The sequence below is a fragment of the Mesorhizobium sp. ES1-6 genome (genome assembly GCF_020164775.1).
Lineage (GTDB): Bacteria > Pseudomonadota > Alphaproteobacteria > Rhizobiales > Rhizobiaceae > Mesorhizobium.
Genome location: NZ_JAIUGU010000013.1, coordinates 103,435 through 117,356 on the forward strand (window position 1 = coordinate 103,435; position 13,922 = coordinate 117,356).

Consider the following 13,922-nt stretch of genomic DNA (forward strand, 5'->3'; position numbering starts at 1 on the left):
TTCTGCTTTTTTACGCCCGGGCGTAAAACTGCGATACTGTTTCCGGATTGCTTTTCTGATGCCGCAAGACACCACCAAGCTCAATGCCTTTCCCGTCTTCGTGCGGGTCGAGGGCGAAGCCGTGGCCATTGTCGGCGGCGGCGAGGAAGCCCTGGCCAAGGCGCGGCTGATCGCCCAGTCGAGCGCGGTCCTGCATATCATCGCCGCGAATGCCGAGCCGGAGCTGTTGGCTTTCATCGCCGAGACCGGCGCGAACCATGTAGCCGCCGCCTATGACGCTTCGCGGCTCGGAGGCGCCGTGATGGTGTTTGCCGCCAGCGGCGACGAGACGCTCGATCGTCGCGTGGCCGCCGACGCGCGCCGGCTGGGCATTCCGGTCAACGCCGTCGACCGGCCGGAGCTCTGCGATTTCTTCACGCCCGCGCTGGTCAACCGCGCACCGGTCGCGGTGGCGATCGGTACGGAAGGCGCCGGGCCGGTACTTGCCCAGATGCTGCGCGGCCGCATCGACCGCATGCTTTCGCCGTCGCTCGGGCCGCTGGCGGCGCTCGCCGCGTCGTTCCGCAATGCCGCCGAGAGATTGCCCAGGGGCAATGTACGCCGCCGTTTCTGGAGTGACTTCTTCGGCGGAGCGCCGGCGCGCGCTATCGAGGCCGGCGAATTTTCGCGGGCGCACGAAGCCGCGACCGATCTGCTGGTGTCCGACGCGCCCGTTCGTGGGCACATCGCCCTGGTGGGCGCCGGTCCCGGTGCCGAGGATCTCTTGACGCTGCGGGCGCATCGCCTGCTGATGGAGGCCGACGTCATCGTCCATGACGCGCTGGTGCCGGAGGCGGTCGTCGCCATGGGGCGCCGCGATGCCGAGCGTCTGCCGGTGGGAAAGCGCAAGGGCTGCCACACCAAGAGCCAGGCCGAAATCAACGCATTGCTGGTGGAGCTTGGCCGTGCGGGCAAACGGGTCGTACGGCTGAAATCGGGCGACCCGCTGGTGTTCGGCCGCGCCGGCGAGGAGATGGCCGCACTTCGCGATGCCGGCATCGCCTATGAGGTGGTTCCGGGTGTCACCGCGGCCTTCGCCGCCGCCGCCGATTTCGAGCTGCCGCTGACGCTGCGCGGTGTTTCCTCCTCGATGGTGTTCACGACCGGCCACGATCTCAAGGGCAATTCATTGCCGGACTGGGCCAAACTCGCCATTTCCGGTGCGACCGTTGCGGTCTACATGGGCCGTTCGGTCGCGGCCGAAGTCGCCGGCCGGCTGATCGAAGCCGGCCTGTCGCCGGACACGGCGGTCGCCGTGGTCGAGAACGCCAGCCTGCGGAACCGCCGCCGTTTCCACGGCACGCTGGCCGATTTGCCGTCGCTTGAAGCACGAGTCGATCTCACCGGCCCGGTGATGACCATCATTGGCGACGCGGTTGCCGGCGCCAACTTTGAACGTTCAGAGCCTCTCGCGGCACATACTCATGAGAGCGCCGCCAACGTGGGTGCCGTGGAGGTCGAACCATGAAGATACTGACCGCAAACCGCCTCACCGACGGCATTGCCGTCTGGTACGCCGACGGCGGCTGGGCGGAAACAGTTGGCCAGGCCGACCTTGCCCATGATAAGGCCGCCGAGGATCGGCTGGAGGCGATCGGCGCCAAGGCCTATGCCGACAATGAAGTGGTCGACGTCAATCTGATCGACGCGGAAGTCGTCGGCGGCGTCGTCGAACCTTTGCGGTTGCGCGAAAAGATCCGCGCCGCCGGTCCCACCATCCGCAACGATCTCGGCAAGCAGGCTGCGCACGCAGCCTGACAAGACACCAGGCATGGGCGGACGCGCCCTGAAAGACGAAGCATGTACCGTTACGATGAGTTCGACCACGATTTTGTCCAGGCCCGCGTCGCCGAGTTCAGCGATCAGGTCGAGCGCCGGCTGTCCGGCGAGATCACCGAGGACCAGTTCCGCCCACTCAGGCTGATGAACGGCGTCTACCTGCAGCTGCACGCCTACATGCTGCGCATCGCCGTGCCCTACGGCACGCTGAATGGCAAGCAGCTGCGCATGCTCGGCCACATCGCCCGCAAATACGACAAGGGCTATGGTCATTTCACCACGCGCCAGAACATCCAATTCAACTGGCCGGCATTGTCGGACATTCCGGCGATCCTGGCGGATCTGGCAAGCGTGGAGATGCACGCCATCCAGACCAGCGGTAACTGCATCCGCAATGTCACCGCCGACCATTTTGCCGGGGCTGCAGCCGACGAGGTCGCCGATCCGCGTCCCTATGCGGAAATCCTGCGGCAGTGGTCCTCGGTGCATCCGGAATTCTCGTTCCTGCCGCGCAAGTTCAAGATCGCGGTGACCGGAGCCGAGCGCGACCGCGCCGCCATCCAGACGCATGACATTGGCCTGCACCTGAAGAAGAACGCAGCCGGCGAGCTTGGCTTCGCCGTCTATGTCGGTGGCGGCCAGGGCCGCACGCCGATGGTGGCGCGCAAGATCCGCGACTTCCTGCCGGAGGCCGACCTTCTGTCCTACTGCACGGCGATCCTGCGCGTTTACAATCTCTATGGCCGCCGCGACAACAAGTACAAGGCGCGCATCAAGATCCTGGTCCATGAGACCGGCGTCGAGGAAATCACCCGCCAGGTCGAGGCCGAGTGGCAGGAGCTGAAGGACGCGGAACTGAAGCTGCCGGAGGCGGATATCCGCGCCATCGAGGCCTATTTCGCACCGCCGGCCTTGACGATACGGCCCGATGGCGACGCGGCCGTGAAGGTGGCGCGGCTGGATTCCAAGGGCTTCTCCGAGTGGCTCGACCAGAACGTTGTGACACACCGCCACCCCGACTACGCGGCGGTGACGATTTCGCTCAAGGGTATCGGCGAGGTGCCGGGCGATGCCTCGGACAGCCAGATGGAAGCGGTGGCCGACATTGCCGAGAAATATGCCTTCGACGAGCTTCGCGTCAGTCACGAGCAGAACCTGATCCTGCCGCATGTGGCGCGCGCCGACCTCAAGGCCGTCTATGACGCGCTGGTCGATATCGGGTTGGCGACGGCCAATTCCAACCTGATCTCCGACATCATCTCGTGCCCGGGTCTCGACTATTGCGCGCTGGCGACGGCGCGTTCGATCCCGATCGCGCAGGAAATCTCGCAACGCTTCGCCTCGTTGGAGCGACAGCGCGAGATCGGCGAGCTCAAGCTCAAGATTTCCGGCTGCATCAATGCCTGCGGCCATCACCATGTCGGCCATATCGGCATCCTCGGGGTCGAGAAGAAAGGCTCCGAACTCTACCAGGTGACGCTCGGCGGTTCGGCCGACGAAAACACCTCCGTCGGCGAGATCATCGGACGCGGCTTCTCGTCGGAGGAGATCACCGACGCCATCGAGACGATCGTCGATACCTATCTCGGCCTTCGGCTTAACCCACAGGAAATATTCATCGACGCCTACCGCCGTGTCGGTCCCGCGCCGTTCAAGGAGGCGCTCTATGCTGGCGAAGCCAAGGCCGCTTGACCATATTGCCGACGTCGATGACGGCGCCGCCGCCAAGGCGGCGGGGCTCGACGCGCTCTACGGTCACCTGAAGCCGCTCGAAATCATCGAACGGTCGGCCCGCGAATTGTTCCACGACGAGATTGCCGCCGTATCGTCCTTCGGTGCGGATTCCGCCGTGCTGCTGCACATGCTCGCCGAGATCGACCGCACGCTGCCGGTCATCTTCCTCGACACCGGCAAGCATTTCGAGGAGACGCTGGGCTATCGTGACGCGCTGGTCGCCGATTTCGGGCTGACCAACGTCCAGGTCATCAAGCCCGAGGATGCGGCGCTCGAACGGATCGACCCGACCGGCGATCTGCACCAGAGCGACACCGATGCCTGCTGCAATGTGCGCAAGGTCGAGCCGCTGGCACGGGGCGTGGCGCCGTTCCGCGCCTGGTTCACCGGCCGCAAGCGCTTCCAGGCCTCGACACGGGCGGCACTGCCTGTGTTCGAGGCTGTGGGACCGCGCATCCGCATCAATCCGCTGGCACGCTGGACGACGTCGGACCAGGCGGATTACATGCGCGCGCATGCGCTGCGCGAAAATCCGCTGGTCGCCTATGGCTATCTGTCGATCGGCTGTTTCCCGTGCACGCAGCCGGTGCAGCCGGGCGAGGACGCGCGCAGCGGCCGCTGGGCCGGCCACGCCAAGACCGAGTGCGGCATTCACCTGTCGGGGCTGGAAGTGTCGCTGACCGACGCATCACTATAGGTATGTTACAATTCAGGTCAGCCGGTCTGCGCACGGCGGCTTCCTGCGCTTCCGGTGCTCATGTACTTCAAGTACGCTCCGCTCCGGTTGACCTGGACCTCAACACGCTGAGCTTTGAATCTTTAGGAATTTTGATGACTGAACCGACGACACCGGAAACCCGCCTCTGGACCCCGACGGGTTTCCGCGAGGATGAGTGGACGCATGCCGAGAGCGCGGACGCGCTTTCCGGCAATGGCCGCTTCATCCTGCCGCTGCAGGCGTTCCTCGATCTCGATCCGGAGGTGCGCCGCTCGGCGAAGGAGCGGCTCGGCGTCGTGCTGCAGCCCGGCGATCAGCTCGAGAAGATCGCCGGCCTGCTCGACCAGCTGTCGCTGGTGGCGCTGGCCTTCCCGGCTTTCGGCGACGGCCGGTCCTTCTCCAAGGGCGAATTGCTGCGCAACCGCTATCACTTCACAGGCGCGCTGCGTGCCACCGGGCAGGTCCTGGTCGACCCGTTGCCGCATATGCTGCGGCTCGGCTTCGACGAGTTCGAGATCTCGAATCCGGTGCTTCTGAAGCGCCTGGAAGAGGGCCGTACCGGTGGCTTGGGGCTTTACTACCAGCCGGCCGCCATAGCGGAGCCCAAGGGACCGAAATATTCCTGGCGGCGCCTTCGCACCAGCTGACGCTGGGGCAGTTCCGTACGTCTTTACATCGCCCGCGATCGGGCCTTTTCTGGTCGTCCGGATAGAGATATCCGCCTGACGATCGGGAGGGATCTTCATGCGCTACGACTACGTCATCGCCGGCGGCGGCTCCGCCGGCTGCGCGCTTGCCGCGCGCCTCTCCGAAGATTCGTCGAAAACGGTTTGCCTGATCGAAGCAGGCGGCGCCGGCAAGAGTCTGCTGATCCGGGCGCCCGCTGGCGTCATCGCGCTGCTGCCGGGTCGGCCGAAGATCAACAACTGGGCGTTCGAAACGGTGCCGCAGCAGGGGCTTGGCGGCCGCAAGGGGTACCAGCCGCGCGGCAAGGCGCTGGGCGGCTCCAGTGCCATCAACGCCATGCTCTACGCACGCGGCCATCGCCGCGACTATGACGAATGGGCCGATCTTGGCTGCGACGGGTGGTCATGGGACGAGGTGCTGCCCTATTTCCGGCGCTCCGAGGGCAACCAGCGCGGCGCGGATGCCTTGCATGGCGGCGATGGGCCGTTGCGGGTCGCCGAGCAACAGGAGCCTTGTGCTATCGCTTACCAATAGAGCGATTTGCGCTTTCTCTTTCATCGTCCTGCCCTTAGCATAGAGCGATTATTTCGTGACCCGAAATAAATGGCCACAAGGGAGGATCCGGGAATGGCTGGCAAGAAGATATTGATGCTCGTTGGCGAGTTCAGCGAGGAGTATGAGATTTTCGTCTTTGAACAGGCCATGCATGCCGTCGGTCACGCGGTGCATGTCGTGTGCCCGGACAAGAAGGCGGGCGACGTGCTGAAGACCTCGCTGCATGATTTCGAGGGCCACCAGACCTATACGGAAAAGCTCGGCCACGACTATATCCTCAACAAGACGTTTTCCGAGGTGGACCCGGCCCAGTACGATGCCGTCTACGCGGCGGGCGGACGCGGGCCTGAGTACATTCGCATCGACAAGCGCGTGCAGGCGCTGGTGCGGCACTTCCATGAGACCGGCAAGCCGATTTTCACCATCTGCCATGGCGTGCAGATCCTGATCGCGGTCGACGGCGTGGTGCGGGGCAGGGAAGTGGCGGCGCTTCACTATTGCGAGCCGGAAGTCACGCTGGCCGGCGGCATCTATATCGACGTCGCGCCGACGGGGGCCCATGTCGACGGCAATCTGGTGTCGGCCAAGGGCTGGCCGGGCCTGTCCAATTTCATCCGCGAATGCCTGAAGGTGTTGGGCACGGAGATCCGCCATGGCGAGATCCTGATGCGCGAAGAGCGGCAAGCAGCCTGAGCAGAGGCGTCGCCGGGCCGCGCGCCCGCGGCGCGGCGCTGATCCCTGAGCGGGTCGCCGTTTGACGGAAACGCTGACCCGCTTGTCTCCTGATGTTGCGCAACCGCGGACAAAACCGTGCCCGCGGTTCCCAGGGTTGCTCTACAGGGCCGCGTGTGCCTCGCGGAACGATACCAGCTTGCGGCGGTTTTCGTCCCACAAGGCCAGTTTGACGCAGCGCAGGCTGTCGAGCAGCGTGACGCGGCCGATACCGCGCAGTTCCGGATAATCGCGCAGCACTTCCTGCAGCCGGTAGCCGGGCACCTTGGCGGAGAGATGGTGGACGTGGTGGACGCCGATATTGCCGGTGAACCAGTTCAGCACCGGAGGCAGGTCGTAGTAGGACGAGCCGTGCAGGGCGGCATGCTGGAACTGCCATTCCTCATCCTTCGCCCATTCGGTCTCCTCGAACTGATGCTGGACGTAGAACAGCCAGATGCCGGCCGAACCGGCGAGGATGACGATCGGCAGATGGACGATCAGGAACGCGCCTGGACCGACGGCCCAGATAAGCAATGCCGCCGCGAGCGCAATGGCGAGATTGGTGGTCATCGACGACACCCAGGGCGTCAGTCCGCCACGCATCATGCCGATCGGCAGCCTTTGCGAGAAGATGAACAGCCAGATCGGCCCGAGGCCGAACATCACCAGCGGATGGCGGTAGAGGCGATAGGCCAGGCGGCCGCGCCAGGACATGCGCCGGTACTCCGCGACGGTCAGCGTCGTGATGTCGCCCATGCCGCGCTCGTCGAGATTGCCGGCGCTGGCATGATGCACGGCGTGGGCACGCCGCCAGCAATCGTAGGGCGTCAGCGTCAGGATGCCAAGCGCACGGCCGATCCAGTCGTCGGCCATGCGATTGGCGAAGAACGAGCCATGGCCGCAATCGTGCTGGATCATGAAGATCCGCACCAGGAAGCCGGCCGCGGGCAGGATGAGGACCAGCCCCCACCAATGGCCGTACGCATAGGCGGCGGAAGACAGAGCCCACAGTGTGGCGAAAGGGATGAGGGTAATGGCGAGTTCGAGCGCGCTGCGCCGCCTGTCAGGCTTCTTGTAGCGTGCCAGAATCTTGAGCCAGGCGCGCTTGCTGTTGGCCGCCACTTCAGGGGAAATCATGTTCATCAGGAAGCATAGGCAGGGCGCGCCGCCGCCGCAAGCCGGCCATCACGTAAAGTTACTGTGCGTAATTGTCGCGTAAGGCCGGACGACGAGGCTATTGCCGGCGCCAGGCGTCGCCGTTCTCGACCCGGTCAAGGCGGTCGAGCAATTGCCTGAATCGATCGGGTATGTCGGTCTCGGCGCGGAAGGTTGGCAAGGTGCGCACAAAGCGCGCCATCGTCTCGGCACCGAGCTGGCGCCGAACCTCCGCGGCGAGCCCTTCGCCTTTTTCAAGCTTGTTGCGGGTCATCATCTCAAAAATCCTGCGTCGGCTCCGAAACTCCTCCAGCAAGGGAATGGTTCCCCCATCACGCCCTTGTGGCAAGCAAAGCCGGCAAGTACGGTAAAATTTGAATTAAAATCGAAGCATCGCCCTGATGCCTTCCAGGTCCGTTCAAAGGGCCTTGCGGTCGCTTTCCCCTTGATTTTTGGCCTGCGAACCTCGATATCGGGCACAAAATCCACACCATTCGAGATGACGGGAAACGGCGATGAGCGACCAGGCAAAAGACGAACGCGCGCCCAGTGAAGCCGAGACGGCCGAGGCCAATGCCGAGCGCATGGAAGGCGGGATCGACGGCGACTACGAAGCGCTTGTGCGGCTGCTGAAGGAAAATGAAGAGCTGAAGGACCGCGCGCTGCGCGTCGCGGCCGAGATGGAGAACCTGCGCCGCCGCACCGCTCGCGACGTGCATGACGCGCGCACCTATGCCGTGGCGAATTTCGCCCGCGACATGCTGTCGGTGTCGGACAATCTGCGCCGCGCGCTGGATGCCATTCCCGCCGAGGCCAAGGCGTCGGGCGACGCCGGCTTCAAGGCGCTGATCGAAGGCGTCGATCTCACCGAACGCGCCATGCTGTCGGCGCTGGAACGGCATGGGGTCAAGAAACTCGCCCCGGAAGGCGAGAAGTTCGATCCCAATTTCCACCAGGCCATGTTCGAAGTGCCCAATCCGGATGTCCCGGCCAACACCGTGGTCCAGGTCGTGCAGCCGGGCTATTCGATCGGCGAGCGGGTGCTGCGCCCGGCCATGGTCGGCGTCGCCAAGGGAGGTCCCAAAATCGCCGCCGAGGCGCCGGTCGAGCCGGGGCCGGTCAATGAGCAGGCGGAGAAGGATGCGTGAGTAGCGAATAGAGAGTAGTGAGTAGCAAGGACCGGGTCGGGTAGCGCCTGCTTCGCCAATTGCCATTCACTACCGACTACTTCACTACTCACTCCATGAATCCCATCGCCCTTCTCGACTATGCCGGCGTTGCCGTCTTCGCGGCGACCGGGGCATTGGCGGCTTCGCGCAAACAGCTCGATACTATCGGCTTCCTGTTCCTGGCCAGCGTCACCGGCATCGGCGGTGGTACGCTTCGCGACGTGATCCTCAATCTGCCGGTCTTCTGGGTCGCCAACTCCAGCTACGTGCTGATCTGCGCGGCGGTCGCGGTGTTGGTGTTCTTTGGTGCGCATCGTGTCGAATCCCGGTGGAAATGGCTGCTGTGGCTCGACGCGATCGGGCTGGCGGCCTTTTCGGTGATGGGGGCGGCCAAGGGGCTGGCAATTACCGGCTCACCGGTTGTCTCCGTCATCACCGGCGTGCTCACCGCCACGTTTGGTGGCATCCTGCGCGATCTGCTGGCCGGCGAACCCTCTGTGCTGCTGAGGCCGGAAATCTACGTTACCGCGGCTCTGGTAGGCGCCGCCATCTTCACGGCTGGCGACGTCGCGGGATTGCCGCCGATCGTTTCGGAGGTGGCCGGCTTCGCCGCTGCCTTCGCGGTGCGTGGCGGTGCGCTGCGTTTCGGTTGGGCGTTCCCATCCTACAAGAGCCGCCCCGGCCGGCGGCCCGAAGACATTCCGTGAGTGAGTAGGGAATAGTCAGTAGTCAGTAGTCAGTAGTCAGTAGTCAGTCCGTGATGTCGCTGCGTAGCGTTCATCACGCACCACTCACTTCAAGCCGCGAAGCGCTGCGCTTCCCCGCCATAATAGTTGACGTAGCGGGCGCCGATCTCCTTGACCGGCATCACGACGAAGACGTCGACGGTCGAGAATTCGCGGTCGATGACGCAACCATCGCCGATGCGGGCGCCGACCCGCAGATAGCCCTTGACCAGAGGCGGCATCGCCGCGATCGCCGCCTTGGTGTTGACCGCCTCGATCGGCATCAGGTCCATCGAGCAATAACGCCCCGACACAGCGCGCACGTCCCACGCGGAATTGGTACGGCAGTGATGGGCGAGATAGGTGAGTGCCTCGGCATGCGCCGCCGGTACGGTGCCGTGGAAGGAGGCACAGCCGGTCATCACACCGATTTCGTAGTGGTTGATGTAGGCCCAGATGCCTTGCCACAGCGCTTCGATGGTGCGCTTCGAACGATATTGCGGCAAAACGCAGGAGCGGCCGAGTTCGAGAAAACGCTGGCCGGGGTGACGGGCGATGAGCTTGGTCAACTCGAATTCGCCTTCGGAATAGAAGCCTCCGGCGGTTGCCGCGATTTCTTGCCGCAGCAAGCGGTAGGTGCCGACGATGCGGCGATGCTCGGGGCCGGAAAGCGAGGTATCGAGGACGAGCAGATGATCGCAGAGCGGATCGAAGCGATCGGCATCGCGGCGATCCTGCGCCTGGAAAAGGTCTTTCCTGGCGCCAAGCTCGTCATAGAATACGCGGTAACGCACTTCCTGCGCGGCCGCGATCTCGGCCTCGTTGCGGGCGAGCCGCACTTCGAGATTGCCGATACGGCCGAGTGCCGCGCCTTTTATGACGGAATCGACATTACGTCCGGCGAGCAAGGCGCTGCTGGCGTTCGGCCGAGTGTCACATTCCGGCATAACTGTATGCACGAGTGATTCTCCTTCGAGCCATCCCTCTTGGCACGGGGATACGGTGTAGGTGCAACAGGATTGTGACAGTACCGTGATACGGCGTCGCGGGCAATACTTCGTCGGCTGGCGAAAACGGTCAACCGGCTATGTTGCGTCACAAGAGCCCTATGCGCTTTGCGTTCGCGGGCGCCGAAACCGGGCTGCTTTTTTGGTGGTCTTGTCAGCCACGCACCGGGAAAAGGTGGCTAAGCGGCGACCTGGCCCTCGACGGCACTGACCAGCGCGTCGGGATCGAGCGGCTTGGTGACGAAGCCGCTGGCGCCGTGGGCAAGCACCGTATGGCGGGTCTTTTCCTGGCTGTCCGCCGACAGAACCATGATCGGCACCGGCGGCACGGAGGTTTCCTCTTCATGGCGGCGGATCGCGGCAATGGCGTCCAACCCGTCCATGACTGGCATATGCAGGTCCATCAGCACCACGTCGAAGCGGCGGTTGTGCCCGGCGCCGGTGACCGCCTCGACGGCGGCCTTGCCGTTGCCGACCACCTTGACGCGATGCCCGGCCTTCAACAGCGTTGCGCGGGCCAGCATGGCGTTGATGTCGTTGTCCTCGGCGATCAGCACGGACAGGCCCTGCTGGCGTTCGCCCGCGGCACGATGTGCCGGTGCGCGGCGTTTTTCCGACTGCGGTGGGGCCTGCACCGGTGCATGGCTGCTCAAAAGGACACGCAAAAGTGTTCCCCCACGCACCGGCCGGGCAAGGAATGTCGCGTAGCCGCTGGCGCGAAACTCGCCAAGCATGCCGCGGTCGGTGGGGGCGATCAGCGTGACGGCTTCGCAATCGGAAAACCCATGCTGGCGGAGCCGCTTGAGCAGCCTTCCGTCACTCTCCTCCATGGCCGCGTCGACCAGAAGCACGTCGCAGCCGTCGGCGAAGGACGCTGCCTGGGCCACGGTGGTGGCGATGCCGGCCGCGCCGCCATTGGCGCGGATGGTGAGGGCGATGGCGTCGGCTTCGACGGTATTCTTGGACAGGATCACGGCGCGTCGGCCGGCAAGCGCGTTCATCCGGCCCTGCGGCGGTTCGGTGGCTGATATGGCGGGGATCTCGAAGACGAACTCAGATCCCTGGCCAAGCCGGCTGGAAACCGAAATCGTGCCGCCCATGGCGGCCACCAGGCGCCTGGAGATGGCAAGTCCCAGTCCGGCACCGCCATGCGTGCGCGTCGAGGTGCCGTCGGCCTGCTCGAACTCCTCGAAGATGCGCTCCATGTCCTCGTCGCGCATGCCGGGACCGGTATCGGCGATGGTGAAGCAGATGCGGTCGGTGGTCTCGGTTCGGGCGCGCGCGACGGTGACCAGCACGCCGCCGCTGTCGGTGAACTTGATGGCGTTGCCGATGAGGTTGAGCAGCACCTGCCTGACCCGGCCTGGATCGGCGGTGATCAATTGCGGCACATCCGGTTCGACATGGCACCCGAGGCCGATATTCTTGGCGAAGGCGCGCGCGGCCATCAACTCGATGATGTTGTCGGCGATCTCGCGCACCGACATGGGCTGCGGTTCGGGATCGAAGCGCCCGGCCTCGATCTTGGAATAGTCGAGCAGGTCCTCGATCAGGGCCAGCAAGGCGCTGGCCGAGGTCGAGATGGCGCCGACATAGGTCTGCTGCTCCGGCGACAGGCTGGTGTCGGCGAGCAGCCTGGCCATGCCCATGATGCCGTTCATCGGCGTGCGGATCTCGTGGCTGACGGTGGCCAGGAAGCGCGACTTGGCCTGGCTTGCGAACTCGGCCCGCTCGCGCGCGGTGATCATGGATGATTCGGCGCGTTTGCGGGCGGTGATGTCGCGGGCGATGGCGCGATGCGAGACGGCACCGCTGTCCTTGTCGCGCACCGACAGCTCGATCCACGAGAACCAGCGCGGGCCGGTGGGCGTGCGGATGGCGACGTCGGTGGAACTCAGGCACTCATGGTCTGAGAAAGCGGCATCGGGAACGATGCCGACCTCGATGCCGAGCTCGGCCAGCGTTTTGCCGGCAAGGTCGCGCTGATCGGTTTCGACGAGGTCGGCGAACACCTTGTTGGCATAGACGATGTGACCGTCGCGGTCGCGATGGATGACGAGGTCGCCGAGGGCGTCGATGAGACCGCGAAAGCGCTCCTCGCTTTCCTGCATCTCCCACATGCGGTCGGCCAGCGTCTCGATCTCGGCGCGGTTGCGAGCGGTGGTCTCGTCGAGCAGGACCGTTGTGTGGCGTACGCCGCGCCTGGCGTGGAGATGCATGGCCAAGCCGGCAAGGCCTGTTGCCAGCAAGGCAAGGCTGATGAAGGGCGGCGCCCCGGTCAGGTAGGAGAGGCCGGCCAGCGCCATGACAACGAAGGCCAGGATCGGCAGGCCCTCGCGCTTGACCGGTTGCTGATCGGGCACCAGCGGCGGCGCGGCGATAAACCGTCGCACCGATGCCGACGCATGCGCCGGTGCCGCATCGATGTCGTCGCCAGCGTCGGCCTGTTGGCTGTCGGATTCCGCGATCATGCGAAATCCTTTGCCAGACAGAGATTATGGAAAATTGCGGGGGATCGTTCGAATTTTAGCGGATAGCGCGTTTTTGCCCCGCGGCGACGGATTTGCCGGCCTATGTGGCAATTCCGTCCGCTGCCTGCGATCCCTAAGCCGGGTCACATGTCGACGACGACACGGCCGCGGATCTTGCCGTCGACGATGTCGCGTGCGGCACCGATGATGCCGTCAAAGCCGATGGTCGTGGACAGGCTGGCGAGCTTGTCCACATCGAGATCGGAGCCGATGCGCCGCCAGGCTTCGAGGCGCACGGCCTTCGGCGCCATCACCGAATCGATGCCGAGGAGCGAGACGCCGCGCAGGATGAAGGGCGCCACGCTCGACGGCAGATCCATGCCGCCCGCCAGGCCGCAGGCCGCGACCGCACCACCATAGGACGTCATAGACAGCACGTTGGCCAGTGTGTGGCTGCCGACCGAATCGATGCCTCCGGCCCAGCGCTCCTTGGCCAACGGCTTGGCGGGCTGGTTGAGTTCGTCGCGCGATATCACTTCGGCGACGCCAAGATTGATCAGATAAGGGCTTTCGGCGTTGCGGCCGGTCGAGGCAATGACATGGTAGCCGAGGCTGGACAGGATCGAGACCGCGACCGACCCGACGCCGCCGGCAGCGCCCGTCACCACGACAGGGCCGCGATCGGGCAGGATGCCGTGCCGCTCCAGCGCCATGACACAGAGCATGGCCGTGTAGCCGGCGGTGCCGACCGCCATGGCGTCATGCGCGCTCATGCCTTCCGGCAAGGGCACCAGCCAGTCGCCCTTAACACGGGCGCGCCCGGCATAGGCGCCGAAATGCGTTTCGCCAACGCCCCAGCCATTCAGGATGACCTTGTCGCCCTTGCGCCAATCGGGATTGGAAGAGGAGAGGACGGTGCCGGCGAGGTCGATGCCCGGCACCAGCGGCCATCGGCGGATCACCGGCGCCTTGCCCGATATGGCCAATCCATCCTTGTAGTTCACCGTCGTCGCCTCGACCGCGATGGTGACGTCGCCCTCCATCAGATCGGCGTCGGTGAGATCGGTCACGGCGACCGACTGTTTTTTCTCGGCGTCGCGCGAAACGAGGATGGCTTTGAAGGTTTCGGGCATCTTTCTCTCCGCGAACTTGCTTGGCGTCTGACTGTG

The 13,922-nt window shown here is 64.7% G+C and carries 13 protein-coding genes and 1 pseudogene; 9 read left to right on the top strand and 5 right to left on the bottom strand.

Features of this window, described 5'->3' with window-relative positions:
- Positions 1-58 precede the first annotated feature (58 nt).
- From cysG to LB564_RS26020, 7 genes and pseudogenes are all read left to right on the top strand, one after another.
- Positions 59-1,507, top strand: coding sequence for a siroheme synthase CysG (cysG, locus tag LB564_RS25990; protein ID WP_224541986.1), 1,449 nt, complete (start codon positions 59-61; stop codon positions 1,505-1,507).
- Positions 1,504-1,797 (top strand): DUF2849 domain-containing protein, encoded by a 294-nt coding sequence (locus LB564_RS25995; protein ID WP_140704133.1) that lies wholly within the window; start codon positions 1,504-1,506, stop codon positions 1,795-1,797. The genes cysG and LB564_RS25995 overlap by 4 nt, the downstream gene beginning before the upstream one ends.
- A 42-nt stretch (positions 1,798-1,839) precedes the next feature.
- Positions 1,840-3,510, top strand: coding sequence for a nitrite/sulfite reductase (locus LB564_RS26000; RefSeq protein ID WP_224541988.1), 1,671 nt, complete (start codon positions 1,840-1,842; stop codon positions 3,508-3,510).
- Entirely contained in the window at positions 3,485-4,249 is a 765-nt protein-coding gene (locus LB564_RS26005) for a phosphoadenylyl-sulfate reductase (RefSeq protein WP_224541990.1), read from the top strand. Before LB564_RS26000 ends, LB564_RS26005 begins: the two co-directional genes overlap by 26 nt.
- Before the next feature lie 134 nt (positions 4,250-4,383).
- Complete coding sequence (locus LB564_RS26010) at positions 4,384-4,917, top strand: DUF934 domain-containing protein (protein WP_140704139.1); 534 nt, start codon at positions 4,384-4,386, stop codon at positions 4,915-4,917.
- 97 nt (positions 4,918-5,014) lie between these two features.
- Positions 5,015-5,470 (top strand): annotated as a pseudogene (locus LB564_RS26015) (GMC family oxidoreductase); the annotation flags it as partial.
- A 114-nt stretch (positions 5,471-5,584) separates the two neighbouring features.
- Positions 5,585-6,205, top strand: coding sequence for a DJ-1/PfpI family protein (locus tag LB564_RS26020; protein WP_224541992.1), 621 nt, complete (start codon positions 5,585-5,587; stop codon positions 6,203-6,205).
- Between the two features lie 141 nt (positions 6,206-6,346).
- Here LB564_RS26020 and LB564_RS26025 read toward each other — a convergent pair whose 3' ends face one another.
- Together LB564_RS26025 and LB564_RS26030 are read right to left on the bottom strand one after the other, a co-directional pair.
- Complete coding sequence (locus tag LB564_RS26025; protein WP_224541994.1) at positions 6,347-7,369, bottom strand: fatty acid desaturase; 1,023 nt, start codon at positions 7,367-7,369, stop codon at positions 6,347-6,349.
- 91 nt (positions 7,370-7,460) lie between these two features.
- Entirely contained in the window at positions 7,461-7,658 is a 198-nt protein-coding gene (locus tag LB564_RS26030; protein ID WP_224541996.1) for a hypothetical protein, read from the bottom strand.
- A 238-nt stretch (positions 7,659-7,896) separates the two neighbouring features.
- Between LB564_RS26030 and grpE the strand changes: the two genes are divergently transcribed.
- Both grpE and LB564_RS26040 read left to right on the top strand, forming a co-directional pair.
- Positions 7,897-8,529 carry a nucleotide exchange factor GrpE gene (gene grpE / locus LB564_RS26035; protein ID WP_224541998.1) on the top strand — a complete coding sequence of 211 codons (633 nt, stop codon included), beginning with the start codon at positions 7,897-7,899 and terminating at the stop codon, positions 8,527-8,529.
- 95 nt (positions 8,530-8,624) lie between these two features.
- Positions 8,625-9,257, top strand: a complete 633-nt coding sequence (locus LB564_RS26040) for a trimeric intracellular cation channel family protein (RefSeq protein WP_224542000.1) — start codon at positions 8,625-8,627, stop codon at positions 9,255-9,257.
- Between the two features lie 89 nt (positions 9,258-9,346).
- Here LB564_RS26040 and LB564_RS26045 read toward each other — a convergent pair whose 3' ends face one another.
- The 3 genes from LB564_RS26045 to LB564_RS26055 form a co-directional block, all read right to left on the bottom strand.
- Complete coding sequence (locus tag LB564_RS26045; protein ID WP_224542095.1) at positions 9,347-10,222, bottom strand: GNAT family N-acetyltransferase; 876 nt, start codon at positions 10,220-10,222, stop codon at positions 9,347-9,349.
- Between the two features lie 239 nt (positions 10,223-10,461).
- Positions 10,462-12,753, bottom strand: a complete 2,292-nt coding sequence (locus tag LB564_RS26050) for a PAS domain-containing hybrid sensor histidine kinase/response regulator (RefSeq protein WP_224542002.1) — start codon at positions 12,751-12,753, stop codon at positions 10,462-10,464.
- A 143-nt stretch (positions 12,754-12,896) separates the two neighbouring features.
- On the bottom strand, positions 12,897-13,886 hold the full coding sequence (locus LB564_RS26055; protein ID WP_224542003.1) for an MDR family oxidoreductase: 990 nt from the start codon (positions 13,884-13,886) through the stop codon (positions 12,897-12,899).
- Positions 13,887-13,922 lie beyond the last annotated feature (36 nt).